This is a genomic window from Acinetobacter sp. Li1LvA2 (genome assembly GCF_056156705.1).
This window is the reverse complement of sequence record NZ_JBSICF010000007.1, coordinates 187,827-213,779: the sequence shown is the minus strand read 5'-3', so window position 1 is coordinate 213,779 and position 25,953 is coordinate 187,827. Positions and strand designations below refer to the sequence as shown.

The following is a 25,953-nucleotide window of genomic DNA, read 5'->3' as shown; positions in this document are numbered from 1 at the left end:
TATACTTAAATGAAACTAGCATTTTGGAAAAGAAAGAAAGCAGAAGAAATATTCCTCATTGAAAATACTGAATCAGAGGTAAAGTCTTTTAGTTATAATGAATTAGGTATTATTTTTTCAAAGTCACAAAATGCTAAGACTGATGCTGATTTTTATTGGCAAAGTCTTGAAGAGGAAGAGTTAGCATATCTTGAAAATGATTGCTATGTATTGCCATGGGAAGAACTCTTTCATATTTTACAGGATGAAGAGCATAAAAATGTTATTAGTTTGCTTAATCTACCAAAACAAACTTCTTTTCGCCCGGTGATTAAAAGTGAAAGTGGTTTAAGTGATTCTAATTTTAAAATTACTTTAGATGGTTGGTTAAATGAAAACAATATTAAGATTAAAAATATTATTTCACGAATAGGAGGAGTTTTAATATTAGATGGCAAAGAATATCTATTAAATGAACAATGTTTTAGACTTGCGGAACAGTTAAAAGAGTTTTCACGATTAGAAAATAAAGATAAAGAGTTAAACCAGAAATATTGGGCTAAGATTCGAAATTTAGCCCATAAAGCAAGGGCAAATTTAGACGATTTTTTAAGAAAGACCGTAGTTTTGGCACCTGAAAAACTACAATTTAATCTTCGGAAAAATTTAATAAGCAATGAATCTATTGTTGAGATTCAACCTGTATTTGATGAGGCTCCCTCTAATTGGTTAAGAACATTTGATCAATATAATAATGTTCAAGATCAATATAGTATTAGCTTATCTGATGGCGGTATTGCTCATGTTGTTATACACCCTCAAGTGAAGCAGGTGCTGAATGAAATTAAAAAGATGCCAAATAGACGTGTCTCTGGTGAAAGAGCTCAGGCATTTCTGCATAATCCCTTTGCTCAATTAGGGGATGACGCGATTGAAGTTATTTCTGCTGAGAGTTTTGAATCATCAAAGCAACAAGCAGAAATTTATACCTATATATTAAAAATAGAAAAAAATTATGATGAGTTAAAGCATTATATATCTGCGAAATTAGAACTTACTGAAAACTCTGAAAGAGAACAGAATCCTATTCTATTAGAGTTGCATAATTTACAACAGACTTTTTACTTTATTCAAGCCTATGAGAAAGATTCTCCATTTTTTATGTGGGCTGGATATGAAATTGAACGGAATAAATATTTAGATAGGCAAATTCAAGATTTAAAAAATGATCTAAATGAGATAAATAAATATCAAGATGAACTCCAAGCAAAGCAAGTTTTAGATTTGTCTAATTATAGTGACCGTGTAATTGGTATTGGAGAAGTTGAAAAACTTAACTCTGAATTTATAAAAAGAGATAGTGGTGAGTCCGAATGGTTACCACAGCATCTGATAGATTTTGAACAGCAATCATTAGATGAAAATATAGAATCATTAGAGAAATGTATTAAACAAGCAGAACAAAATAATTTAAATGAAGTAACAGTTCCAAATACGGATAAAAAATTATTATTAGAGCAAGCTCAGATTTTATTAGATCAACTCCGTATTACGAAAAATAAGAATCAAGATGAAAAGTTAGCAGATAGAGATATTCCTCAACAAAAGAAAAAGAAAGATACATTATTAATTGCGAATAATATTGATGAAGCCGAATTTACTAAACTGCGCGCAAATCGGTTAATTTTTGATGAAAATAACCCTCCTATAGCCAGATTGCCAAGTAGTTTTAGAAATCAGGAGTTTAGTTTAAAACAGCATCAAGCGTATGGAGTAGCATGGTTACAGAATCTTCACCGCTATGCACCTGAGCAAGTGAGTGGATGCTTATTAGCTGACGATATGGGGTTGGGTAAAACACTTCAACTATTATGTTTTATTGGTGAATATTTAGAAAATGCGAAAACTAAGAAACCAGTATTGGTAGTTGCTCCAGTTTCATTATTAGAGAATTGGGAAGCCGAAGCAAATCGATTCTTTAGTAATAGATTTCCCAAAATATTAAGTTTGTATGGTGATAAATTAAAAGAACGGAAAATTCCTAAACATTTAATTTCATCACAGCTTCGAGATGACCATGGTATTACAAATCTCTTAGAAAAAGATTGGCGTGGTAATGCAGATATTGTTTTAACAACATATGAAACAATGCGTGATCTTGAGTTTTCTTTAGCAAGAGAAGACTGGAGTATCATGATATGTGATGAAGCACAGAAAATTAAAGTTCCTACCGCTATGGTAACAAAAGCTGCTAAAGCTCAAAAAGCGGATTTTAAAATAGCATGTACAGGCACACCAGTTGAAAACTCTTTAAACGACCTTTGGTGTCTCTTTGATTTTATACAAGAAAATTTGTTAGGTCCGCTAAATCAATTTGGCAAAACTTATCGAAAATCTATAGAAAATCCTGATGGAAGTGATGAAGCTGTTCTTTTAAAACTCCGTGAAACGATAGCACCACAAGTTTTACGAAGAATGAAGCATGATGTGGCGGATTTGCCCGCTAAAGTTGAAGTAGGAAGCTGTAAAGATATAGAGATTAGTTTATTGCAAAGGCAATTGTATGTTGATGTGGTAAATCGTTTTAAAAAGCTTTCAGCAGAAGGCAATCAGGGGGCTATGTTAACTTCTTTACATAGTATGAGGATGATATGTGCTCATCCATTACAGTTCTATCCAGGGACAACTTTAAATGATTCTCCAAAAATTAATTGGTTAATAAGTACATTAGAAACTATTAAACAGAAAAATGAAAAAGTTATCATTTTTACTGAATTTAGAGATATCCAAGTTTTTCTTAAACGTCTTCTTATGGAACGATTTGGTTTAAATATCACAACTGTAAATGGGGACTCTAACACAAGCAGTAAAAAGGGTTTAACACGGCAAAATTTGATTGATAAATTTCAAGAAAAATCTGGTTTTAATATAATTATTTTATCCACTACTGCTGTGGGATTTGGGGTAAATATTCAACGTGCTAATCATGTTATTCACTATACACGAAGTTGGAACCCAGCTAAGGAAGATCAAGCAACAGATCGTGCATATCGTATTGGACAAGATAAGGAAGTATTTGTTTATTATCCAACGGTTGTAGCGGATAATTTTGATACTTTTGAAGTTAAGTTAGACAGGCTTTTATCCAGTAAAAGAGAACTTGCTGATGATATGCTTAAACCTAGAACAGATATAGCTAGAGAGTTAATGGATATAATTGACTAAAAGTAGTTCCGGATAGTTTTATTTAACTAAGGTTTAATAAATTAATTATTTAAGATTTATTTCAAGTAGTGCCATCTCCACCAAAACTCGTGAAAGCCCTGAAACGTAAATTTCGGGGCTTTTTCTTTTTAAGATTTAAATTATTCAAGTTATAAACAATATAAGAAGATAATTTTTAACTTCTCCTAAAACTAGGAAAAGGTTTTTGTAAAAAATAGAGCAAAATCAAAAACTATTATTTTTAGAAAAGATCTATAGAAGTTAGAATAGTGCAGTACTTTAAAAAGCTAACGAAATAAAGATTATATAAACATCTTGTAATATCTCAAATTCCTTGGCAAAAATGATTAAATCAGGTCATATCAATATGAAATTAACTTTATTAAAAAAATCCCTTACTTCATTTCTTTTAGTCAGCATGTCAATGTTTAGTGCTAATAGCTTTGGCTACACTCCCAAAGATTTAAAAGGTATATGGGCAATGCATCCGCTTAATAATGGAATTGCCAACTTAGTTGAGTTTTCAGGAAATACAGCTACTTTACATCCTGTACAATGTGATTTTGAAACGGGTCTTTATACTGTAGATAGTATTGAAAAATCGAATTTTAAAATTAATAAGCAAAATCAAATTGAGTTGTATAATGAACAGGGGGAGTTCGAGCAAGCATTAAGAATTATAAGTATCAATGATAATCAACTAGTTTTAGAGGAAGCTGCTAGTGACACGATAATGCTGAAGTTTTACTACAACAAAATTAACAAGCTAACCCCAAATTGTATTAAATATAAAAAATAATATTTTCAAAAGCTTATTTTTAATATGGCTGAAATTAAATCTCATTTCAGCTATATAACCAACTTGAATCTAATTGATAAAAAAGTATTTAAATTTTCATTTTATTAAGCTTGAATGAGTCAGAAAGAAGAAGTAATTAATAGATAATAAACACAACAGAAGTAAAATTTTAATATTTTTATAAGGTCTCACTTGCGTAAAGTTTTGTAATCTCGTTATAGTCTAGCTTCTAATATAGAGGGGTTAAACTGTGAAAAAAATAATAGGAATATTTTTATTTTCCTTGATATTAGTTGGTTGTGGTAAATCGGCAGAAGATATTGCTAAAGAAAATCAGGCTCAAGAACAGGCACTTAAAATTAAACAAGAACAAGAGAGAAAATTAAAAGAACAAGCTGAACTTAAAAAAGTTGAGGATGCTGTTCGCTATTATCTTAAAGATGGCGATTCTGCAAAATTTAGAAATGTTATTAAAAATTGTGGTGAGGTAAATGCCAAAAACTCATGGGGTGCTTATGCAGGTTTCTCCAGATTTATAGTTAAATCAGATAAACAAGTAATCTTTGATGGACCTGATAATTACTATTTTGATAGTTTGGTAAAGTTATATTGCCATAAAGATTATTTGGTTAAGTTTCCAGTAGAAACAAGTGATGAGATAGCAATTGATGCGACCCCAATGGAACAAATATCAGCGGTGGTTGCTGCTGATGCGGCAGCGGGAGAAACTTTAGAAAATGAAACAAGATCAGCTAGTAAACATCAGAAAGAGGAAGTAGCTGTTGAGGAATTAGCTACTGAAGATACAACGTTAGATACTGGTAGTTCTGAAAATTATTAAGACATTAAAATTTTAAAACCCGCATATGCGGGTTTTTTATATAAATTAAAATCCAAAAGCCTTAGCCTGTTGGAAAAGAATAGCGATAATTCCAAGCATGTACATGATTGTGAATAGGAACAACATAAGTAAGATACATGCCCCTTCGAAACGAAATTTAATTACATCTACAAGATTTAAACCTTTAAAGGTTTTCAAAATATCGCTTGTTTTATTATCTTCTTTTTCAGAATGTTTCATTAATCGTATACGGTCAAACTTTTCACTCTGACGCCATAAATAATCTCGATAATCATTACGTAAAATTGTGGCATTGCTTAGTGCCATATACATAGACCAAGTTAAGAGGAGAAGACCAACAATATATAAACCAAAAAACTCATAATGTACTAACCCTGGTTTTGTATCTGCTCGGTATAAAAATAATAAACCTGTACCACCGATAAAGATTTGAGAAGCAATATTTCGAGAAAATGATTGCAGTTCTTTATTCATTAAATTATCAAAAAGCATATTTCACCATTGTTTATAGTTGTGATTGTTAAGATAAATGAGTCATCTTTTAAAACAAGCTTTAAACAGGTTTAGAACGTCAATTTATGTCGTTATTGGAGTGTTCTGATAAAATTCTACTTAAAAAAAAAGAATAAATATGCCAAAGTAAGCACCATTCTAAAATGATGATTTTGGTTACTTTTTAACATGACTCAAGTACAGCTCCAAGAACTGCAAAAACAACTTTGGAATATTGCCAACACCTTACGTGGCAAAATGGGTGCAGATGAATTTCGTGACTATATTTTAGGACTGATTTTCTATAAATATTTGTCTGAAAAAGTGTTAAACAGTGCTAATGCCGAGCTTGTTGATGAAGGAGTTGAATTTCCAGATTTAGATGTTAGTAAGGAAGAGCATCAGGAATTCTTAGAAGCCCTTAAACAAGAAAGTTTAGAAAATATGGGTTACTTTCTTGAGCCAAATCAGTTATTTCATAGCATCGCTGAGCGTGCGAAGAAAGAAGAGTTTATTTTAGATGACTTGATTCAAACATTAAAAAGTATTGAACAAAGCACGCAAGATGCTGAATCGGCTGATGACTTTGCTCATTTATTTGAAGACCTCGATTTAACTTCTACTAAGTTGGGCAATAACGCCAACGACCGAAATGAGTTGATTGCCAAAGTAATCATACATTTAGATGCTATTGATTTTGATATTTCTAATACAGAGTCAGATGTATTGGGAGATGCTTACGAATATTTAATTGGTGAGTTTGCTTCGGGTGCAGGTAAAAAAGCAGGGGAGTTTTATACTCCCCAAATGGTTTCGACCTTACTTGCTCGTATTGTCACACAAGGCAAAGAGCGTCTACGTAGTGTTTATGACCCAACATGTGGTTCAGGTTCTTTATTGTTACGTGTAAAGCGTGAAGTTGGAAATCATGTCGATGCGATCTATGGTCAAGAGATGAACCGCACCACTTACAACTTGGCGCGTATGAACATGATTTTGCATGATGTTCATTTTTCTAAGTTTGATATTCGCCAAGAAGACACTTTAAAAAAACCTCAGCATTTAGATAAAAAGTTCGACGCAATTGTGGCGAACCCTCCATTTTCAGCAAAGTGGTCGGCAGATCCATTGTTTATGAATGATGAGCGCTTTAAGTCTTACGGCAAACTTGCGCCAAGTTCTAAAGCTGATATGGCTTTTGTGCAGCACATGCTATATCAACTAGATGAGCACGGCACAATGGCAGTAGTACTTCCGCATGGTGTGTTGTTCCGTGGTTCAAGTGAGGGGCATATTCGTCAGTTCATGATTGAACAGATGAATGTGATTGATACCATTATTGGCTTACCTGCCAATATTTTCTATGGTACGACTATTCCAACTTGTATTTTGGTACTCAAGAAAAACCGAGAGCATAAAGACAATATTTTGTTTATTGATGCGAGTAATGAGTTTGAAAAGCAGAAAAATCAAAACAAGTTATTGCCTGAGCATTTAGATAATATTATTGGAGCGTATGAAAACCGCCAAAATATTGACAAATACGCGCATGTCGCAACCTTACAAGAAGTTAAAGATAATGATTTTAACCTGAATATTCCACGTTATGTCGATACCTTTGAAGCTGAGGATGAGATTGATCTAAATGCGATTGCTCAAGCGTTGAAGGCTTTAGAAGTAGAAAGCCAAAAGACTGATGCCATCATAACTGAGTTTTGTAAAGAACTTGGGATCGATTCACCATTTGCGGAGGTGAAGTAATGTCTGTTCCAAAGTTACGGTTTAAAGAATTTGATGGGGATTGGGATTTTAGGAAAATAGGTGATATTTCAGATAGTATTGTACCTGGGCGAAATAAGCCTAAATTTTTTGATGGAGATATACCCTGGGTTACAACACCTGATATCAAAGATAAAATATATGTTTCAGATACTCAGAGTAATTATTATATTTCAGAAGTGGAAGCCAAAAACGTCGGAAGTAAAATTGTTCCTACAAATTCTGTGATCATGTCTTGTGTAGGAGATCTAGGGTTATTTGCAATTAATACAAAACCTATTGTAATTAATCAGCAACTACATGCATTTTTACTAGATAACTCTAAATATAGCTCTGTTTTTGTATTAAATGCTCTTTCTAAAAATCAAAACTTTATTGAAAAAGTTGCTACTAAGACGGCATTACCTTATTTGAATAAAGATAATTGCAATTCTATTCCTTTATTTCTATGTTCTTTTGAAGAACAAACCGAAATCGCCTCTTTCCTTTCCGCAGTTGACGAAAAGATTAGTCAAATGACTCAAAAACACGAGCTGCTCAGCCAATATAAACAAGGCATGATGCAAAAGCTGTTTAGTCAGCAGATTCGTTTTAAAGCAGATGATGGGAGTGAGTTTGGGGAGTGGGAGGAAAACAATTTTTCTGCTCAATTTAAATTTCATAATACCAATTCACATTCACGAGCTTTATTAACTAAATATGGTGAAATTATGAATATTCATTACGGAGATATTCATACTAAATTTTCAATGCTTTTTGATGTAAATAAAGAGTGTATACCGTTCCTAAATAACGAAGTTAATACAAGCAAAATTACTAAGGAACAATTTTTAAAAGTTGGAGATCTAGTTATTGCTGATGCTTCAGAAGATTACAAAGATATTGGTAAAGCGATTGAAGTTATTAATTTAAATAATCAGAAAGTTGTTGCTGGTTTACATACTTATATTGCACGTCCAATTAAACCATTTGCTTTGGGCTTTTGCGGTTACATGATGCAGTCTTTTGAAGTGCGAGAGCAAATTAAGAAATTAGCAACAGGTATCTCTGTATTGGGTATTTCTAAAAGTAACTTAGGTAAAGTTGAATTAAGAATCCCTTGCTTAGAAGAACAAACCAAAATAGCTAATTTTCTCGCTGCCATCGACCAAAAAATTGAAGTTGTAGCGAAGCAAATTGAACAAGCCAAACAGTGGAAAAAAGGTTTGTTGCAGCAGCTGTTTGTGTAAATATAAAAGGTAGAGACCATGAAAAAATTATTGAGAAAAGTAATTTTGCTTTCAACACTTCTTTTTATGAGTAATTTAAGTTTTGCCGATACATTTAACTTTGAAAAAATAGATATTAATCAAATTACTCTCAATGAGATCATGAAAAATGTCTATAAGATGAAAGATAGTGAATACCAAATTTCCAATAAGCCTAATCAAGTCTTAGTGAAAGGTAATCCACAAGTTTTATTGACAATGTGGCCTACAACTGAGTATCAAAATATTCAGGGTAAAATACGCTATGAGGTGGTTTTAGAAATTAATGAATTAGTGAATGGAAAACCTAAAAAATACGAAGAATGTGCCAAAAATGTCGATGCTTTTACTTTTGCAAAAGATATAGATCAAGGTAAATATACTTTAATGGGAATGTCACTACAAAGTTCAGTCTGTACGTTTAAAGATAATTAAGTATTAAGGTATAGAGCTTTTCAAATATAAAATTAATAGATTTATGAGTGAACTAAATAAATGCAGATTTATCGTACCCAAGACCAAAAGCTTGTTGAGTTAACAGAAACTCCTTTTCGCTTAGAAAAAGAGATTCAATCAGTTTTTGAGAGCAACCTTTACGAGTTTACAGGTCTAGAGTTTATTAAATCTGAGTTCACGATTAAAAGTAATCGCATTGATACGCTCGCTTTTGACCCTGAGAGTAAAGCATTTGTAATTATTGAATACAAACGTGACCGTAACTATAGCGTTATAGATCAAGGTATATCTTACTTAAACCTAATGCTTGAATACAAAGCTGATTTTATTGTGGAATATAACGAAAGTCAGGCTAAAAACTTAAAGCGACAAGATGTAGATTGGTCACAAAGTCGAATTATTTTTGTTTCACCAAGCTTTACTGACTTTCAAAAGCAATCAACCAACTTTAAAGATTTAGGTATCGAGCTTTGGGAAATCAAACGCTATGAAGGGGGAATTATTTCAATTAACCCGATGCAAAAAACCAAATCTGCGCCATCAATTAAACAAGTTCAAACAGAAAGCTCTAAAGAGATAAAAACGATTTCAAAGGAAATCAAACAGTACGATGAAGATTATCATCTAGCAGATAAATCAGATGATATTAAAGAACTTTATGAACAGTTCCGAGACGCAATTTTAAATTTAGCACCAGACTTAGAAATTAATGCCAAAAAGCTTTATATATCATTTAAACGACATAAGAAGAATTATGTTTATATAGAAGTCTATAAGAAATTACTTAGATTGACCTTGAATACAAAAATCGGGCAATTAGATGACTCAAAAAAATTATTTAGAGACATGTCTAATATAGGTCATTGGGGCGTAGGCGACTATCAAGTAGATGTATCGGATACTGAAAATCTAGAATATATTTTGAGCCTTATTAAGCAACTCTTAAAGTAGAAAACTTTATCTTAAAAGCTATTTAATATTTTTGTCTTATGGAACAGCAGTTTAATAAATGCTATTTTATTATAGGGTAATCGGTATAAATCAGTAATTAATAAACAAAGTTAAGAGATTGAATAGTGTCTACACAAAAAGAGCTGGAATTAGAAGCTTTACTCATACAACAACTTGAAACTTTAGGTTATGAGCGTGTCCAGCTTCGTAATGAAACAACTCTATTAGAAAATCTTAAAAGAAAAATTCAGCAGCTTAATAAAATTGAAAACCCATTTTCAGATTCAGAGTGGAAGCAAATCTGGCATTACTTGAGTAATGAGACCACAGTATTTAAAAAAGCAGAGCTATTACGCAATCGCTGTCCTGTCAAATTCGACGATGGATCTGTAAGACATGTACATTTTATTAGTGAAGATGTTCAAGAAAATAGCTTTCAGGTATCTAACCAAGTTGTAGCAGATCACCGAGATTTAAACGGACGCACTAGCCGTTTTGACGTTACGTTATTAATTAATGGTTTTCCATTAGTACAAATTGAGATTAAAAAATCTGGTGTAGAACTTAAAAAAGCCTTTGAGCAAACATTAGAATATGCCAAAACAGCCTATAAATCAGGCGAAGGTTTATTTGGCTTTATTCAGTTTTTTGTGATTAGCAATGGTGTAAATTGCTTGTACTATGCAAATGGTACACAAAGTATTGAGTTTGCTTTTCCATGGACAGATGAAAACAATAAAAAAGTTAATGATTTAGGTAAATTCACCAATACTTTTTTAGACCCGCAACATCTGACCAAAATGTTGATGCAATATATTGTTATGCATCAGTCAACTCAAAGTTTAATGATTTTACGTCCATATCAGATTTATGCCGTAGAAAAGATTATTGAGCATGTTAAAACTTCACCAGACAATGCTTATATTTGGCATACCACAGGTTCGGGCAAAACACTGACTTCCTTTAAAGCCAGCCAGTTACTCATTAAACAGCCAGAAATACAGCGAGTTATCTTTGTAGTGGACCGTAAAGATTTAGATGGTCAAACAGCAGAAGAGTTTAATAAGTTTCGTGAAAACAGTGTAGACAGTACAACTAATACAGCAAACTTAGTTAAACAACTACGTTCTTTAGATAATCGTTTAGTCGTGACAACCATTCAGAAATTGAACAATGCAATTTCAAATGACCGTTATGAAAATGAAATGGCCTTTCTAAAAGATCAAAAAGTTATTTTTATTTTTGATGAATGTCATCGTAGCCAATTTGGTGAAACGCATCAAAAAATTAAAAAGTTCTTTAAAAATGCGCAAATGTTTGGTTTTACAGGAACCCCAATTTTTGAAAAAAATGGCCACACTGTAAGTGGGGAAAAATTTACCACTGAATATTTATTTCCAAAGCTATTACATAAATATGTGATTGTAGATGCCATTAACGATGGCAATGTCTTACCGTTTAACATCGATTATTTAGGACGTTTCGTACATAAAAATCCAGAAGCACAAGAAGAAAAAATAGAATCAATTGATAAAAGAGAACTTTTTGAAAATGAACGCCGAATTGAAAAAATTGTACGTGAAGTAATTGAAACACATGCTAGCAAAACGAATCAGCGTGAATTTAATGCAATGTTTTGTGTATCTTCAGTTCCAGCACTCATTCAATATTACGATAAATTTGAAAAAGTACAGGCTGAGCTACTAGAAAAAGCGCAACAAAATAATGAGCTTTATCAACCTCTCAATATCGCAACTATATTTTCTTATGCACAATCTTCAGCGCAGCAAGCTAGTGAAGCTGATGATGATTTTATTGCAGAGGAAGAAGTTGATGCGCCTAAACAAGTTGATGAGTTTGCAGAGAAGAAATTAACCCAATATATCGCAAATTATAATCAAACCTTTAATACTAACTATAGTCTTGGTTCAGGGTTTTACGATTATTATCAAAATATTAGTAGTCGAGTTAAGGCTTACGGTACAGATAAAAATAAAGGTAAAGAAATTGATATCTTACTTGTTGTAAACATGTTTTTGACAGGTTTCGATTCAAAACGACTTAATACTCTTTATGTTGATAAAAATTTAAAACATCATGGTTTAATTCAAGCTTTTTCACGTACCAATCGAGTCTATGGTCAGACAAAGCCTTTTGGAAATATCGTGTGCTTCCGAAATCTTAAACAAGCGACTGATGATGCATTGATTATGTTTTCTGATAAAGAAGCAAAGAATGTTGTCGTTGTTAGCCCTTATGAGCAAGTAATAAAACTCTATGAGTCAGCGGTAAATAATTTATTAAACATTACACCAACATGCCAGTCTGTTGATGACTTATATGGCGAAAGTGAAAAAGAATCGTTTGTGTATGCCTTCCGTGATGTAATGAGGCTAAATAATCGTTTAAAAATGTATTCAGAGTATGATCAAGATGCTACTTCTTTTACAAAACAAGATTTTGAAAATTATTCATCAAAATATAAAGATCTAGCTTTTAGCTACCAAATGAGGCCGAATGTAGCTGAAAAAACTTCAGTACTAGATGAAGTCGATTTCCAGCTAGATTTATTGTTTAGTGATCGAGTTAATGTAGATTACATTTTAAAATTACTTAATCTTATTATTAATTCTAAAAATCAGGAACAAAAAGACAGTAGAGTCAAACAGCTTAAGGATTTATTAAATAATAATATTTCTTTATATGATAAGCGTGATTTGATTGAAAAATTTATCAATGAGCAAATTCCTAAAATGGTAACAGGGGAAACTGTACAGGAAGCCTTTGCCGCATTTTGGGATGCGGAGAAACATCGTGCCTATGACATTTTCTGTAATGAAGAGCAGCTGAAAAAAGATGAGTTCAATAAAGTTGCAGATAATTTTGAATTTACAGAACGGTTACCACTCATTCATGAAATTAAAGAACTACCGATAAAAAAACCGCCATTAGGAAGAAAGCGAGTAATATATTATGCAGACTTACATACTAAGACGAATGGGTTATTAAGTCGCTTTGATTTGAAAATATAAATCTTTCTATTCGCTTGTAGTGGTTACGAAAATTCTAAATATTGCAGTTAACGATTAATATTTTAGATTCGGCTCGTCCATGTCAAAACGGGCTACCATTAGAATTTCAATTGTATTATGTGTGACCATAACCTTCACATGAAGTTGGAAAATGGGCCTATAAGCAAGCAAAAGGGAATGGTTATTTGTTATGACTAAAATAAATAGTATTTTAGTATTTATATTACTTTAACAAGAACTTAAAATGCATCTCTATTCATACTTGATGATTATTAAAAATTAAGAATTTTAGAGGGTAGAATGAAAAATTCTATAAAACATCTTTTAGAGGTAAAACCTAATTTAAAAGGTGCTGAAATAGCAGCCATTCTCGGTTGGCATAAAAAAGAAATAAATTCATTTCTAGCACAGAATAAAGAGTCTTATGTAAGAGATGAGGCAGATTTTACGTGGAACAATAAAGATTCATTGAATGTTAGGGAAATTAAAGTTGATTTTCCATCGGGATGGATAGATGCAAATACCTATGAAAATGAAGTCTTAGCAGGACGTGTTTTTTTTGAGGATAGAGTAAGAGTATCTTTCATCTTTAAAAAGAATACAAAATTATTATTGGAAGTTATTGCTAGATTTATTTCATTGATAAATCAGCTTAATGATTATGGAGTTAAGGTTGTTATAGATCTTGATAATTGCTCTGATTCACTTAGTTATTTGAATAGAGCTGGTTTCTTTGAACTCGCAAATAAAGGGATTATTATTTTACCTAAAAGACCTATTTCTTCAACTGCACAACAATTTAAGGGAAAGTGTCAGACTTTAGTTGAGTTTGGTGAGATTTGTCCAAGTAGTGAAAATAAGCAATTGAAAGATGACTTGAGAACAAGCTTTATTACACAGACCTCACCAGAATATGCGAATGTCGCAACTCTATTTTTTGCTGAGTTTATTGGGAATGTAAGTGATCATAGTGAGTCTAAATTAAAAGGATTTTCTGGATTACAGTTATATAGCCCACCTAATTCAAAAAAACATATACAGGCGGTAATTTCTGATAGTGGTAGAGGTGTGGTGTCAACATTAAGGACAACTCTTAAACATTACTATCCAGACCTATATAAAAAATATCCTGAGGACCAAGAAGAATCAGATATAGGCTTGGCATTGGAGGTTTTTTCAAAAGGAAAAATTACTCGATTTGGTAAAAGTAGTGGTAGAGGATTAGGCTTTAAAAGCACCAGTGATAATGCAAGTAAATTCGATGCCAATCTGAGCATTAGGTTAATGAATTTTAGTATTCAATTGATCTATCGAAAAGGTGAGTTGATCAGTGAAGATATACTCAGAAATTTAACTTATATACATGGTACACATATCTGTTTTGATTTTATAATTGACTGAAGCTGTTTAAACAGGTTAAATTTAACAGATGACTAAAAAAAATTTTATTGAGCTTAGAAAACTTGTTAACTCATCTGTTGCTTTCGGCAATCAAGAAGGGAGAGAAGTTTATCAAGCTATATCAATGTATATTGATGAAAATCCTGATTACTCAATTTTCGAGGTATCTTTACGAGGTATTGATGCTACAGACGCTTCTTTCCCAAGAGAAAGTATCGTATCACTAGCAAAAAATTTCCGAGGGGAAAAAGCTTTTTATTTAACGAATTTCAAAAATAAAGATTTAATTGATAATTGGCAATACGGTGCAGAGGCTAAAGAACAGCCTTTATTGATTCATCATGAAGGTAAGAGAATTTGGATTGGTCCCAAAATTACAACCTCTTCTCAAGAGTTATTAGATTATATCTATGAACAACCTAAAGTGACTACTTCTTTGATTGCTAATCATTTTGATATTTCTATTCCGAATGCAAGTATGAAGTTAAAAAAGCTTTTTAATCAAGGTTATATATTAGGTGAAAAAGAAACGGCGTCATCTGGTGGACATGAGTTTGTTTATCGAGCAATAAAAGAATAAAAAAATCTGATTAAACTGTTTGACTTAACCAGATTTTTTTGGTTATAGTATTCAAAAGGGCGAAAGCCCTTTTTGAAAGACTCTGGTTAAACAGATTAAATTAAGCAGAAAGGGAAATTAAGTTATGGCTACAAATCCTCCTTCAGGTGATGGACATCGTAATGGAATGGTTCGAGACCGTTCTCAAACTCAAACCCCGAGTGGTCATTGGGTTAAGCGTGACACAGACACTGGGCGTTTTATGGATGTTAAGACATCTGAAAAAACACCCTTCAAAGGTGTTCGTAAGGAAAAGTAAGTATTTTTTTATGATCAATGGTTTCTAGGAACTATTGATCAAATCAATTAATTTTTTATTTAGAGGTTTTTAAAATGGCGCGTAAGCGAACAGTTAATTATGCAGTTGTTGACATCAAACTATTAAGAGAAGGTGTAACACCTGAAACATATGTATCCCTTTTTAAAGAGCTACAGAAAAATTATCGTGAGATTCCTTTGACACGGAACAATTATTTAAAGCTACGCTCAATTAAACCACTTAATGAAAATAATTTAATTAATGGTTTTAAGGGGGAAGTATTCAAAAGTAATGGAATCACGAATGATTGGTATGATGAGGAAAAAGATGAGAGAAATCGTAATCAAAATGTAGAAGAAAGCTATATTCCAGCGAATTTAAAAGCAAATCCAAGATTTTTCAAATTTGTATTCTATCCTTTACATCAGAAGTTAGTTTGTGAAATCAAATATCCAGACAATGAAGTAACAGTAAGTATTCTAGAAGAGTTTTTGAAGAACTTACTAATTACAGAGAAGTTACAATCAAAATTTGGTCGAATTGTAGTAAGTGTTGTACCAGAAATTATTACCGCGCAAAAAATTATTCAGTCTAAAAAATTGAAGCGAATTCATTTAAGTTTTGAAAAACCATTTTCTGAAGATCTAACAGAATTGGAGAAGCAAATTCTTGTAGATATGAATGATCAAAATATTGAAGTGTATATGCAAACCTTTGTTGCTGGGAAAAATGACTTTTTGGCTTTAAGTGATAAAGCTAAAGAGTTAGTAAAGTTAGCAACAAATTATGGTGTCGTTGAATACAAAATTGAAAATGAAGAAGAGTTAATTGAGGATAAAAGTACTGCTGAATCTAATCCTTTAATTGTACGTATTCAATATGACCCTGATGTGGTGGATCAAGATGATTTAATTCTGTCAAAAGGCCTAGAAATCGTTAATAGTATTGAAAATGAATAATAAAAATACTATGAGAAGTTCTAAACGCTTCTCATAGATTTATTCAGTGTTTATTAGGAAAAGACGTATGGATTTATTATTAAAGTACTTACCTCTAATTATATTTATTTATCCAATATTATCATGGTTAGACACCAGAAAAAGATTTTCACATAATGCAAAATTTTACTCAGAAAGAGCACTATTAGTAAAAAAATATGAGGAAGAATGCAGTCGAGAAGGAATTACTGACCATGAAAAAAGTGCATTTGCTCAAGCTCTTGCTGGAACAGATAAATTAAGTTCAAAAGATATAGATATTATTAAAGAAAAATTCCCAGAAAAATTATTTTTAATGATTTCTAACTTGTTGAAAGTTAGAAATAAAGTTTCCATACAAAATGTAAATAATAATAATGTGTTTGTATCAAATTCAACTTTAAGAAAGTTGCAATTTAGACCAATTTGGTACTTTATTCTTTATTTTTCTTCAATACCTATTATTATTTTAAACAACTTACTTATTCTTTTATTTAATATGATGGGATGGGATTTGATATATGTTAGTCCAAATAATTATAATCTTATTCAACTTACTTTAGTATTGGTAGGATTATGCATAGCTATTTCAGCGGCATTAAAATTTATTGCTAACCAAAATCTTATATCATTAATTAAAAATGATAAATTGATTATGAGTAAAGAAGAAGTACTTAAAGATCTTGAAGATAAAAAGATTAAAAATAATATACAAGTATTTATCAGTTATTCCCCCCAAGGCCCTCGTGCCACAACAGAACTTTAATTGTTTGCATCGACTTAGAGTAAAACTACATTACAGCTACTCTTACTTTAATTTTGAGCGGACTGCATCCCTTTAAAATTCTCAAAAAAAACCACTTATGATAAGTGGTTTTTTTATTGATTCATTATTTACGGCAATCATCAGGTCCTAACTCATCTTTGGTATAAGTAGAATTTATTTTTTTCAACCAAGCCTGTTCTTTTTTATTTAACCAAGCATATATATCTTTATAGTGATCTTGTTCTTCGGGTGAGATTAAATCTTTAGTTTCACGTGTAAATTTCGCCATCCAACAGATTTGATTTAACTTATGAGTATTCAAACTTTCTTCAATAACATAACCATTCCCAGCTCCTTCCTCAAAAGCTTTTAATATATCTGCATTTGTTAATGTTGCATAAATTAATGATTTTGTCACATCACTATTTTTTTCTTGAAGAGCATATCTATACACTCGGTAATTTGTAGTTATTACACTGACTGCGCCACGTCCTGCATTTACTAATGCCTCACGGTCATTATTAACTGGTGTATTAGAACAGCCATTAATGAAAAGCATAAACAGAAGGGCACAGATAAATTTAATATAAGTTCTGTTTACTAACATGGTGCAGATCTCCGAGGGTTCTCTGAGTTGTTTTTATTATTTGAATCAGTTGGGGTAATTTACGTTAAATCACTTTAGAAAAAGCCCTGAATAATCAGGGCTTTTTCTAGTTTATTTTAATTTTTTACATTCAACATCATTTAACGGTGAATCAGTTTTCATTATGATTTTTTCAATTTTTGGTTGAAGGGCCAAAGCCTCTTTAGATAGTTCTTTAGCCTCAGCAGAAACTTTGCTCCCATTTTTTTCTTTCAGTTTTATATATTTTTCGATGTATTTATTACTTACACATAATGAGTCTAAAGCATCAATTGACATCTTACTTTTTTTGCCTGAAGCCATTAAATCTAGGTCATCATTCAGCTTTAAATTTAAAGAATCGTATGTTGTATTTACTGCATGCATTAAAAAAGTGGCATAACTTAGCAATTGATCATTAGTTTCAGTTACCTTGTTAGCTTCATTGTATGCTGTCTTATACAGAAACTTGGTGTAATAAAGCTGATTAAACTGAGCATAGAGAGATGCTTCGCTTGCTTGGGTTACATCAGCTTCAGTAATTACATCCTTCTTGGGCGTGTTTGCTTGGCTACACGCTACTGTCAAAAGAGACATTAAAATAATACAAAGTTTAGACTTCACAATTAATCACCCATTTTTCTCATTTCAGATAATGGTCGTACATAACCATATTCAGCAACAGCAAGATTATAAGCCTGCCTATTCCATTTTTTTCGATTACCGAAGACTACTTCATACATTACTTGATCTATGTAGAAAGGACCTCTATTGAGTTTGACTGCTTCAGCAAGTCCTACATATCTGGCTTTATCAAATAAGCCCATACCAGTAGGAGCAAGTTTTACAATTTCTGGTATATCTTTATAGTTAGCAGCAGCTCTGATTTCAAACACATCTTTAGCAAGTTCAAATAGGGCTTTACCTGCTCGACTTGTTGAGACATCTGTTAAGTAAGATGCAAAGCGTAGGTACATCAGTGTATGAAAATATTCTGTATAAATTAAACCAGGTGTAGCTTTTTCAATTTCACGTAAATCGAACTGCAAACCAAAATGCAAAGCCATGTCATATTCAAAGGGTTGTCTTTCTTTAACATGGTCCCAATGGGCTTGTTTCATTCCAAACGTGTAAGGAACTATTTTTTTTACAGGTACTAAGTTTTGCCAACCTTCACACGCTGTTAGATAACCTTCATCTTTTGAGACGCACATGTTGGTTGTGCTTTTAAGATCAATTTCAACATTTGCGGGTTTAGTATCATAGTTTGAATGAAAAATTATTCGACCTAAATTTGTGTTTATTTCTCTTTGAGAGCCAGCCATAAAAACTTCCAATAATTCTAAATAGGTTCAATTGGCTTCGATAAGTCCACTAAAATTACTTCTACAGATTCGGCTGTATAGTTGCTTTCATAAAGCGCCGTTAATCCGCTTTTATCAGTGTAGCCTTGTACAAGCAGTTGCCCTTTATCTTTACTATAAATTTCATACATAAGTTCAGTGAGTGGCTTTTTAGTCTCATCATCAACAAGCTTAAATTGAATTTTATGAATGTCTTTCGACTTGTCTTCTACAAAGCTATCTTGAGTTTGAGCTTTACTCGCTTGTGAACCTTGAGCAGAACCACCACCATTATCTTGAACAACTAAGTTTTGTTGAGGTAGTAATTTACAGCCACAGGAAAGAGAGTCGTTAACACGCGCAGCAGCTTTACCAAAGATTTGCATATATGGGTCGCCAGAAACAATCGTTGCAACAACTTTATGAGTTGGGCAGGTGGCTTTGTCACCGACACAGGCAACGGGAATACCATCGACTAGGAACATACTGTTCCCTGAAATTACTTGACCACCACCACTAGTAGGGCAGCCTATTGTTATATATGGTGTTGCCAAACTTATTCCTTCTTATATTCATGAAGTGCCAAAATCATACCAAAGAGGGGGTAGACAATACTGTATAGTTTTATTGTTCAGTAGAGCTGACTTATTTTCCAAGGCCCCCGTGCCACAACAGAACTTTAATTTTTTGCGCTGATTTAAAGTTATCCACCATTGCGGCACAGAGATAAGGGAGCTAAGCCAAACGCTTAGCCCATGTCTTCTTTATCGCACCGCCGCATCACGCTAAAAAAAGTAGGGGCAAAGTCCTGTGGGAGAGCAGGACTTTGCAAACTGACATGTTCTAGACGTTGCATGAGCTTATGCGAATACACTTGTTCAAGCCGTTGGTATATACAGTCGCAACTGGCTTGGGTGTGCCCACCAGACAGGCAAATTTCTTCAAAATCCTGCTGAGTGTGAATGTCGCAACCAGAAACACCGTAATCGCCTATTAAAAGGCTTAAAGCCAAAATAGGTTTATAAAGTTTCATATTATTCTCGTGATAATTTTCACTAAGTTATTAATAAAAAATAAGCCGCTTATATTAAAAGTCTTAAAATCATTTTTTAGGTAATAGTTAACCAATCCATAAAAATAGGAAAATAAAATGATTAAGTTTTTAAATTAAAAATATTTATAAATTTAAAATGTTTTAGGTGAGAGAAAGCCTAAATTTTAAATAAATAAAATCACGAGAGAAGATAGGGGATGAATATAAAAAATGTCATGGTCAACTCCTTAAAATTTATGGAGTCCTACCACCAAAGATCACCGTCAATTGATTATGGTGGCAGAACGGAAGAGGGTTGACAGACTGGGTATACAAACCAGCACGCGCAAGCGCGTCCCCCTCCCGTCCTACCGCAACGGTAAGGGGGAGGTGCAAGTTGCGCACAAGTCTCATACTCAGGGAGTATTTACCTGATACGCTGTATACTCGGTCTGTCAAAACCGACTGGCAATGTAGGCCAGCGAGACCATAATAATCATAAGTTTTTAACAGGTCAATTCAATTTAAATAAAATATTATAAAAAATTAAAATATAAATTTATATTTTAATTAAACTCAAAAGTTTATCGATTTAAATCGGTGAATTAATAAATATAATAAAGTTAAACTAAACGTTTAACTCGCTCTTAAAATGTATAACGGTAATTAATAAATACACGGTGCTGGTCCCAATCTTTACGAGTCATACCATTTATTTTTTCACCTAAGTTTGCATTTTCAAACTTTGACTCATAATGCAAAAATGAATAACGCACATCTAAGTTTTTCACCCACGGCAAGGCATAACTCACCGTAAAGTCAAAGTAACGCTCTTTACCTTCAATATCACTGCTAATGTTACTTTGGTGAGCGCCAAAGCCATAAATATATTTCGCTTCGGTTTTTAAACCTTTCACGTAGTCTTTCCAGTTATATTTCAACCGAAGGGCAACGGCGGTTTCATCGTTATTGGTAAAGTCAGGGCCAATGGTCGCAGAGGTCGGAAATGGGTTGGTACCGTGGTCTTGCGTCAAAAACGAGTTGCGGGCGGAGTGCACGGCAAAGTTATCTTCAATCCAAAAACCATCAAACTTTGAAACGGCAATGCCGCCTTCGAGGTTATTTTTAGCCACATTTATATCGACAAAATAACCATTCCCACGGTTGTTAATATCTTGGCCTTTAACACAGTCCAGCTCGGTTTCGGCACCGCATTTAAACAGCTTGCCATCATCACGCGAGAAAAAAGCACCAGTGTTAAATGTCCATACCAAACCATGCAAGGGCAATTTATATTGAGCAATCGCTCCATACTTTTTTAAATAATCTTTGCTATTTAAATATTCGGCATTCAAGCTCCAGTTTTTGTACTGATACTTGGCACCGAGCAAACCGACATAATCAATGTGCTCGTCATTTTCAGTCACCAGTTTTTCAAAAGAGTCCATGCTGCGCGGTTTCCAGCGGTCATAATAGGCGATGTAAGTCTGTAGCTGATCATTCAATTGAAACTGACCACTCGCACCCGAAAAAGTATCAGGCACTGCGCGATTATTGGTGCTTTTAAGCAACAGCGAATCGTGCAACTGGCGACCTAATTTAATTTCACCTTTGTCGCCGAGTTTTGCTTTGATGTATAGCTGCCCTAAAGTTGCAAAGTTTTGGTCGAGCTTGCCGTTATTTTCGGCCTCTAAAAGCTGAGCGCTCGGCTTGCCAGAGTCAAACAACTTGGTGACTGCATAGAGTGAGCCATCTACCCCAAGCCAGTCCCAAAGGTAGGGAGACTGATAATTTAACTCAAGCCCTAACGCACTTTGTTCATATTTACTCGACGAAGGCGAAGGGTTGGCAAGCGTGGGGTGGGCAGTGCCTTCATCGTTCCAGTAGCGGGTGTTGAGTTTTAATTCTAACTTGCCAAATTCTTGAGGGAGTTCTGCGTGCGCGTTGCTCACACTACCTAAACCAATACAGCCCCATAGCAAATATTTATTCATTTTAAATTCATTTTTTAAGCATGAATAAGCCCTTTGCCTAACGCTGAGTTAGGCAAGCTTTTTATGAAATGGATGAATTAAGGAGAGAGTTTTTCGAGCACTTGGCCTTTGGTTTCAATGGCAAACAAGAATGTCACTAAGCCACCAATGAGCGCCACAACGGCCAGCACACTAAACACGTATTGAATGCCGTAGCCACCAACAACTAGCCCGACCATAACAGGCCCAATTGCAGAGCCAGCACGTAACCAAGCGGTACTAAAACCAATGCCCATCGCACGTAGGCGAGTAGGGTAAAGTTCGGCAGCGTAAAGGTATAAAGAGAATGAAATGGTTTGCAAAATGGCATAGCTAATCGTTGCGAAAATTACCACTTCCATCGCCGATTTTGCGCCTAAAACCGAGAGGCTCATGAGTGGAATAATTGCCAAGAAAAACGCTGCACTGTACCAAGGGCGGCGGCCGACTTTATCAATCATTAACGCACAGATAATAGAAGCAATCACACCTACGCCCGACGTAATCCAGCCATAACCTAAACTGGTTTGAAGCGATAGGCCAAAGTGTTGTTTGTAGAGAGATGGCAGCCAAGTCACCATGGCATTGTTCACCATATACACGCAAAACCACATGCCCCACAGGGTAAAGGTACGTTTACGGTAAATACCACGGAACAGTTCGCGCCAGTCGGTTTTTGCCATACCTTGCGGGTTAATTTCTTTAACCACAGGTTCAGCCAAAGTTTTACCGCTTTTGATGGCACTGTCTTCAAAACTTTTGACGACTTTATCTGCTTCTTTAAAACGGCCTTTTGAAGCCAGCCAGCGTGGTGATTCAGGCAAGAAAAACCGTAAAGGAATGACCAATAAAGATGGAACTAAGCCCACAATAAACATAACTTTCCAGCCGTAAATTGGCATCAGGAAAAATGCTGCCATGCCTGCAAACATCAGGCCGAGTGGGAATAAAACTTCATAGAGCAAGAAAAACTTACCGCGCTTTTCTGCACCAATAAACTCGTTAATATAGGCACTCGCCACAGGCACTTCACCGCCAGTTCCAACACCTTGTAAGAAACGGAAAATTAACAGTGACATTCCGCTCCATGCAAACAGACAAGAAATATCCATTGCCACAAACAGTAAAATGGTAAAAGACAGCACTTTTAAGCGACCGACTTTTTCGGCAAGAGAACCAAAGAAGATCGCGCCGACCAGTTGTCCGACATAGCCCGCGGCAATGATCGCACCGACATAGGCAGGCGTCAGATGCCATTCGGTAATGAGTTGGGGTAAAGCAAAGGCAATCGCAAGAACAGTATAGGCGTCAAAAAAGGTCGCTATACCAATGGTAATTCGCATAAACTGCATTCGACCAGTGACGGGTAGCCGTTCAAGTCTTGCAATAATTTCCGCATTTTTTTGATGATGACTAATTTGTTCTACATCCGCTAGATTTGTCATCTTCTATCTCCTTATTACTACATTCCTCGTAGTTTTGTTGTTCTATTTCGCACTACCTGTTCACCACAGTTTGCATGCTTTTTTATTATTATTTTTAAGAGACATGCCCGATGTTTGGCCTCAGGCAGCGTACAGGAAAAAAAGGCTAGCGTACATGCTAGCCCGAATAGAATTTAAGCAACGGCTTGGGTTAAATCGACCTTGCCAATTCCGGCTTGACGCATTGCATCATGAATTTCTTGCTCAGCACCATCTGCCAGTGGAAGTAGAGGCGAACGCACAGTGGCATGGTCCAAAATTCCGCGAGCAACCAATGCATGTTTAAGCGCGACTGTGCCTTCCATGTGTGAACCACGGTGATAGACATTGCGAGTTACGGGTAAAAGCTGATCATGAAGTGCACGAGCTTTAGCGTAATCTTTGGCTTTGCCTGCTTTAATCATTTCAATTAGCAGTTCAGGGGCAATGTTGCCGTAGCCAACCAAAGCGCCGTCTACATCAAACATGGTGTGAAGCAAATATTCATCGTGGCAAGTCAATACCTGTAAGTCTGGACGTTCACGGCGAATAATCGGAATTTCAACATCCCAGCGGCGCATGTTACGCACACCATTTTTCATGGCAAATACGCCTGGCTGTGCAGAAATGTCGAGTAGAGTTTCTAGGTCGTAAGTGGCCTTCGTTGCATCTGGATATTGGAATAAAATAGATGGCAAACCACTTTCTTCATAAATCGCTTTATAGCGGTCTTGTGGTGCGCCTTTTTGATAGCCAAAACGCAACCAGCCATGTGAAGGGTAAATCAAACCTGCCGAAGCACCAGCGCTGACTGCACGTTTTGCTTCTTCTGCTGCAACCGAAGTACCTTCGAGTGTAATCCCTGCGATTACCGGAATTTTGTCATCTACCGATTTAACAAAGCTTTCGATGACCTGCATTTGTTCTTTTTGCGACAAGAATGTTCCTTCACCAGCATGCCCAAGAACAACCAAGCCTTTCACACCATCAATACTGCCTAACCATGAACCTAAACGTTGAATTGCATTATGGTCTACTTGTCCGTCACGGGTAAAAGGAGTCACAGGTGCTGGGGTTAATCCACGTAAATCTAAACTCATAATCGTACTTCCTATACAGTGTAATTAAATATTCTCTGGTTCTTAATCTGACTTAAATCGTGTTGTAGAGAACATGATTGGAGTATAGAAATAGGTGAGCTATGTAGGAATTACCAATTCTTGAATTTCAGTTATACTGAAAATGTATAGCTTAAAATGCTGCCTATTTACGATTTAGGAAGAATCGATGAATTATGAATTATGGAAAATATTTTTAGATGCGGTGGAACTCGGTAGCTTAAGCAAAGTCGCAATGCTGCATAACACCAACCAACCACAAATCAGTCGGCAAATGAACGAGCTTGAAGCGCAATGTGGTGGTCGTTTGTTTAACCGAACTGGACGAGGCGTAGAACTCACCGATTTAGGCCAGCATTTACTTCCTAAAATTCGTTCATGGCTAAACGTAACCGATCAGCTCAATAATGAAATTTTGCACTCGACCGATACTCCGATTGGTACGGTTCGCATTGCCAGTTTGCCGTCTACTGCACATCCGTTGTTATCGACTTTGTATAAAGTGCTTCAACAAAAATATCCCTTAATTAAACTGTCGGTGCGTGAGGGGCAAGGGGTGCATTTAGAAAAATGGTTAGAAGATGGCAGCGTCGATTTAGCCATTCTCTATCGTTTTAATCCGACGCCTAAACAGGGGGATGTTTACCTTACCGAAGCCGATACCTATTTGGTAGGCTGCGAAGGAGATGCACTCACTCAGGCCAAGGAAGTCGAATTTAAAGAGGTAAGTCAGTTACCGCTGGTCACCTTTTGTAGGCCAAGTAACTGGCGCAATTTTTTAGACCACATGGCTTATGAAAATGGGGTAGAGCTGAATATTGTGTTTGAAGCCGACTCGATTAGTTTACAAACGCATTTGGTTTCCGAATCTCGCATGTACACCATGCTGGGGCCGCAAGCGTTAAAGAAGGCCAGCCAATACACCTCAATTCAAGCCGCAAAAATTATTAACCCAGAGCTAAAGCGTTATATTTCTTTGTCTATTTCTAAACATGGCTATTTAACGCCTGCGTGTAAGGCGGTGATGGAAGAAATTAGGAATTTGGCCGATTTGCTTTAATACAACGTTAGGTAATATACGGTTATAACTTGAATAAACTAAATGAGTTAAAAGGTAAAAATAGCTTTTATTGATTTATATATAAGAAGTGAAAGCCGGCTATTTTAAGCAAAATTTATGATCGGCACTGTTGCATGGTACGCATCATGGTTTTTACAAAGTCACGCGGTACTTCGGGGCTTTGTAAACTTAAACTTCCAAGTTTATTCATAAGTTTAGGAGAGTATTGGCGTTCTAAACGGTGATAAATACATGTGCAGCTTGTACGGCTATGTCCGGCAGCTATGCATTTTGAGTAAAAGTCACGGTGTGCATGACTTTTATAGCCAGCAGAGGCAATCGATACAAATAATAATCCACCTAGAAAAACTGAAAAATTATAAAGTGACATATATCTACTCTTGGTTGTTGTTTTTCATTATCCATATCTTGGCATAACTTTTTCAGGTTCAAAA

General features: G+C 34.6%; 23 protein-coding genes and 2 pseudogenes. 15 read left to right on the top strand and 10 right to left on the bottom strand.

Annotated elements, in window-relative coordinates:
- Positions 1 to 9: 9 nt before the first annotated feature.
- The 3 genes from ACS604_RS14850 to ACS604_RS14840 all read left to right on the top strand — a co-directional run bounded on the left by ACS604_RS14850 (position 10) and on the right by ACS604_RS14840 (position 4,844).
- A complete protein-coding gene (locus ACS604_RS14850) occupies positions 10 to 3,204 on the top strand; it encodes a DEAD/DEAH box helicase (RefSeq protein ID WP_474772092.1) in 3,195 nt (1,064 codons plus the stop codon).
- A 367-nt stretch (positions 3,205 to 3,571) separates the two neighbouring features.
- Entirely contained in the window at positions 3,572 to 4,003 is a 432-nt protein-coding gene (locus ACS604_RS14845) for a hypothetical protein (protein ID WP_474772091.1), read from the top strand.
- Between the two features lie 250 nt (positions 4,004 to 4,253).
- Positions 4,254 to 4,844: a hypothetical protein gene (locus ACS604_RS14840; protein WP_474772090.1), complete on the top strand. Its 591-nt coding sequence runs from the start codon at positions 4,254 to 4,256 to the stop codon at positions 4,842 to 4,844.
- Between the two features lie 45 nt (positions 4,845 to 4,889).
- On the opposite strand, the gene ACS604_RS14835 is transcribed toward ACS604_RS14840, so the two are convergent.
- Positions 4,890 to 5,339, bottom strand: coding sequence for a hypothetical protein (locus tag ACS604_RS14835; RefSeq protein ID WP_323739672.1), 450 nt, complete (start codon positions 5,337 to 5,339; stop codon positions 4,890 to 4,892).
- A 207-nt stretch (positions 5,340 to 5,546) separates the two neighbouring features.
- Between ACS604_RS14835 and ACS604_RS14830 the strand changes: the two genes are divergently transcribed.
- The 11 genes and pseudogenes from ACS604_RS14830 (at position 5,547) to ACS604_RS14780 (ending at position 16,844) form a co-directional block, all read left to right on the top strand.
- The gene (locus ACS604_RS14830; protein ID WP_474772089.1) at positions 5,547 to 7,118 is read left to right on the top strand and encodes a type I restriction-modification system subunit M; all 1,572 of its coding nucleotides are present in this window, start codon (positions 5,547 to 5,549) and stop codon (positions 7,116 to 7,118) included.
- Positions 7,118 to 7,609, top strand: a pseudogene (locus tag ACS604_RS14825) (restriction endonuclease subunit S); the annotation flags it as partial. The gene ACS604_RS14830 and the pseudogene ACS604_RS14825, both read left to right, overlap by 1 nt.
- Positions 7,589 to 8,365: pseudogene (locus tag ACS604_RS14820) on the top strand (restriction endonuclease subunit S); the annotation flags it as partial. The pseudogenes ACS604_RS14825 and ACS604_RS14820, both read left to right, overlap by 21 nt.
- A gap of 18 nt (positions 8,366 to 8,383) precedes the next feature.
- Positions 8,384 to 8,818 carry a hypothetical protein gene (locus ACS604_RS14815; RefSeq protein ID WP_474772087.1) on the top strand — a complete coding sequence of 145 codons (435 nt, stop codon included), beginning with the start codon at positions 8,384 to 8,386 and terminating at the stop codon, positions 8,816 to 8,818.
- A gap of 60 nt (positions 8,819 to 8,878) precedes the next feature.
- Complete coding sequence (locus ACS604_RS14810) at positions 8,879 to 9,790, top strand: DUF5655 domain-containing protein (protein WP_134262913.1); 912 nt, start codon at positions 8,879 to 8,881, stop codon at positions 9,788 to 9,790.
- A gap of 125 nt (positions 9,791 to 9,915) precedes the next feature.
- Complete coding sequence (locus ACS604_RS14805) at positions 9,916 to 12,822, top strand: type I restriction endonuclease subunit R (protein WP_474772085.1); 2,907 nt, start codon at positions 9,916 to 9,918, stop codon at positions 12,820 to 12,822.
- 300 nt (positions 12,823 to 13,122) lie between these two features.
- Positions 13,123 to 14,223, top strand: a complete 1,101-nt coding sequence (locus ACS604_RS14800) for a hypothetical protein (RefSeq protein WP_474772084.1) — start codon at positions 13,123 to 13,125, stop codon at positions 14,221 to 14,223.
- 28 nt (positions 14,224 to 14,251) lie between these two features.
- A complete protein-coding gene (locus tag ACS604_RS14795; protein WP_336039297.1) occupies positions 14,252 to 14,803 on the top strand; it encodes a DNA-binding protein in 552 nt (183 codons plus the stop codon).
- 124 nt (positions 14,804 to 14,927) lie between these two features.
- Positions 14,928 to 15,101 (top strand): hypothetical protein, encoded by a 174-nt coding sequence (locus tag ACS604_RS14790; protein WP_171254387.1) that lies wholly within the window; start codon positions 14,928 to 14,930, stop codon positions 15,099 to 15,101.
- 74 nt (positions 15,102 to 15,175) lie between these two features.
- On the top strand, positions 15,176 to 16,060 hold the full coding sequence (locus ACS604_RS14785; protein WP_336039294.1) for a DUF4747 family protein: 885 nt from the start codon (positions 15,176 to 15,178) through the stop codon (positions 16,058 to 16,060).
- A gap of 67 nt (positions 16,061 to 16,127) precedes the next feature.
- Positions 16,128 to 16,844: a hypothetical protein gene (locus ACS604_RS14780; RefSeq protein WP_474772083.1), complete on the top strand. Its 717-nt coding sequence runs from the start codon at positions 16,128 to 16,130 to the stop codon at positions 16,842 to 16,844.
- 124 nt (positions 16,845 to 16,968) lie between these two features.
- Here ACS604_RS14780 and ACS604_RS14775 read toward each other — a convergent pair whose 3' ends face one another.
- The 8 genes from ACS604_RS14775 to ACS604_RS14740 form a co-directional block, all read right to left on the bottom strand.
- On the bottom strand, positions 16,969 to 17,451 hold the full coding sequence (locus tag ACS604_RS14775) for a hypothetical protein (RefSeq protein ID WP_474772081.1): 483 nt from the start codon (positions 17,449 to 17,451) through the stop codon (positions 16,969 to 16,971).
- 111 nt (positions 17,452 to 17,562) lie between these two features.
- On the bottom strand, positions 17,563 to 18,093 hold the full coding sequence (locus ACS604_RS14770; RefSeq protein ID WP_474772079.1) for a hypothetical protein: 531 nt from the start codon (positions 18,091 to 18,093) through the stop codon (positions 17,563 to 17,565).
- Between the two features lie 2 nt (positions 18,094 to 18,095).
- Positions 18,096 to 18,794 carry a hypothetical protein gene (locus ACS604_RS14765; RefSeq protein WP_174765295.1) on the bottom strand — a complete coding sequence of 233 codons (699 nt, stop codon included), beginning with the start codon at positions 18,792 to 18,794 and terminating at the stop codon, positions 18,096 to 18,098.
- Between the two features lie 17 nt (positions 18,795 to 18,811).
- Positions 18,812 to 19,366 (bottom strand): PAAR domain-containing protein, encoded by a 555-nt coding sequence (locus ACS604_RS14760; protein WP_474772078.1) that lies wholly within the window; start codon positions 19,364 to 19,366, stop codon positions 18,812 to 18,814.
- Between the two features lie 194 nt (positions 19,367 to 19,560).
- Positions 19,561 to 19,845 carry a hypothetical protein gene (locus ACS604_RS14755; protein ID WP_004794079.1) on the bottom strand — a complete coding sequence of 95 codons (285 nt, stop codon included), beginning with the start codon at positions 19,843 to 19,845 and terminating at the stop codon, positions 19,561 to 19,563.
- A gap of 647 nt (positions 19,846 to 20,492) precedes the next feature.
- A complete protein-coding gene (locus ACS604_RS14750; protein ID WP_312821543.1) occupies positions 20,493 to 21,839 on the bottom strand; it encodes an OprD family outer membrane porin in 1,347 nt (448 codons plus the stop codon).
- Positions 21,840 to 21,916: 77 nt separating this feature from the next.
- Positions 21,917 to 23,302 (bottom strand): MFS transporter, encoded by a 1,386-nt coding sequence (locus ACS604_RS14745; RefSeq protein WP_312821542.1) that lies wholly within the window; start codon positions 23,300 to 23,302, stop codon positions 21,917 to 21,919.
- A 173-nt stretch (positions 23,303 to 23,475) separates the two neighbouring features.
- Positions 23,476 to 24,420 (bottom strand): dihydrodipicolinate synthase family protein, encoded by a 945-nt coding sequence (locus ACS604_RS14740; protein WP_077170070.1) that lies wholly within the window; start codon positions 24,418 to 24,420, stop codon positions 23,476 to 23,478.
- 187 nt (positions 24,421 to 24,607) lie between these two features.
- Here ACS604_RS14740 and ACS604_RS14735 point away from each other — a divergent pair, with 187 nt between their 5' ends.
- Positions 24,608 to 25,498 (top strand): LysR family transcriptional regulator, encoded by an 891-nt coding sequence (locus tag ACS604_RS14735; protein WP_174759180.1) that lies wholly within the window; start codon positions 24,608 to 24,610, stop codon positions 25,496 to 25,498.
- A 115-nt stretch (positions 25,499 to 25,613) separates the two neighbouring features.
- Here ACS604_RS14735 and ACS604_RS14730 read toward each other — a convergent pair whose 3' ends face one another.
- Entirely contained in the window at positions 25,614 to 25,889 is a 276-nt protein-coding gene (locus tag ACS604_RS14730) for a hypothetical protein (protein ID WP_174759179.1), read from the bottom strand.
- Positions 25,890 to 25,953: the final 64 nt, after the last annotated feature.

Excerpts from the sequence above, each read along its gene's own strand:
- ACS604_RS14850 (WP_474772092.1), top strand. The coding sequence starts at position 10 with ATGAAACTAGCATTTTGGAAAAGAAAGAAAGCAGAAGAAATATTCCTC.
- ACS604_RS14845 (WP_474772091.1), top strand. The coding sequence starts at position 3,572 with ATGAAATTAACTTTATTAAAAAAATCCCTTACTTCATTTCTTTTAGTC.
- ACS604_RS14835 (WP_323739672.1), bottom strand. The coding sequence starts at position 5,339 with ATGAATAAAGAACTGCAATCATTTTCTCGAAATATTGCTTCTCAAATC.
- ACS604_RS14830 (WP_474772089.1), top strand. The coding sequence starts at position 5,547 with ATGACTCAAGTACAGCTCCAAGAACTGCAAAAACAACTTTGGAATATT.
- ACS604_RS14815 (WP_474772087.1), top strand. The coding sequence starts at position 8,384 with ATGAAAAAATTATTGAGAAAAGTAATTTTGCTTTCAACACTTCTTTTT.
- ACS604_RS14810 (WP_134262913.1), top strand. The coding sequence starts at position 8,879 with ATGCAGATTTATCGTACCCAAGACCAAAAGCTTGTTGAGTTAACAGAA.
- ACS604_RS14800 (WP_474772084.1), top strand. The coding sequence starts at position 13,123 with ATGAAAAATTCTATAAAACATCTTTTAGAGGTAAAACCTAATTTAAAA.
- ACS604_RS14795 (WP_336039297.1), top strand. The coding sequence starts at position 14,252 with ATGACTAAAAAAAATTTTATTGAGCTTAGAAAACTTGTTAACTCATCT.
- ACS604_RS14790 (WP_171254387.1), top strand. The coding sequence starts at position 14,928 with ATGGCTACAAATCCTCCTTCAGGTGATGGACATCGTAATGGAATGGTT.
- ACS604_RS14785 (WP_336039294.1), top strand. The coding sequence starts at position 15,176 with ATGGCGCGTAAGCGAACAGTTAATTATGCAGTTGTTGACATCAAACTA.
- ACS604_RS14780 (WP_474772083.1), top strand. The coding sequence starts at position 16,128 with ATGGATTTATTATTAAAGTACTTACCTCTAATTATATTTATTTATCCA.
- ACS604_RS14775 (WP_474772081.1), bottom strand. The coding sequence starts at position 17,451 with ATGTTAGTAAACAGAACTTATATTAAATTTATCTGTGCCCTTCTGTTT.
- ACS604_RS14765 (WP_174765295.1), bottom strand. The coding sequence starts at position 18,794 with ATGGCTGGCTCTCAAAGAGAAATAAACACAAATTTAGGTCGAATAATT.
- ACS604_RS14755 (WP_004794079.1), bottom strand. The coding sequence starts at position 19,845 with ATGAAACTTTATAAACCTATTTTGGCTTTAAGCCTTTTAATAGGCGAT.
- ACS604_RS14750 (WP_312821543.1), bottom strand. The coding sequence starts at position 21,839 with ATGAATAAATATTTGCTATGGGGCTGTATTGGTTTAGGTAGTGTGAGC.
- ACS604_RS14745 (WP_312821542.1), bottom strand. The coding sequence starts at position 23,302 with ATGACAAATCTAGCGGATGTAGAACAAATTAGTCATCATCAAAAAAAT.
- ACS604_RS14740 (WP_077170070.1), bottom strand. The coding sequence starts at position 24,420 with ATGAGTTTAGATTTACGTGGATTAACCCCAGCACCTGTGACTCCTTTT.
- ACS604_RS14735 (WP_174759180.1), top strand. The coding sequence starts at position 24,608 with ATGAATTATGAATTATGGAAAATATTTTTAGATGCGGTGGAACTCGGT.
- ACS604_RS14730 (WP_174759179.1), bottom strand. The coding sequence starts at position 25,889 with ATGTCACTTTATAATTTTTCAGTTTTTCTAGGTGGATTATTATTTGTA.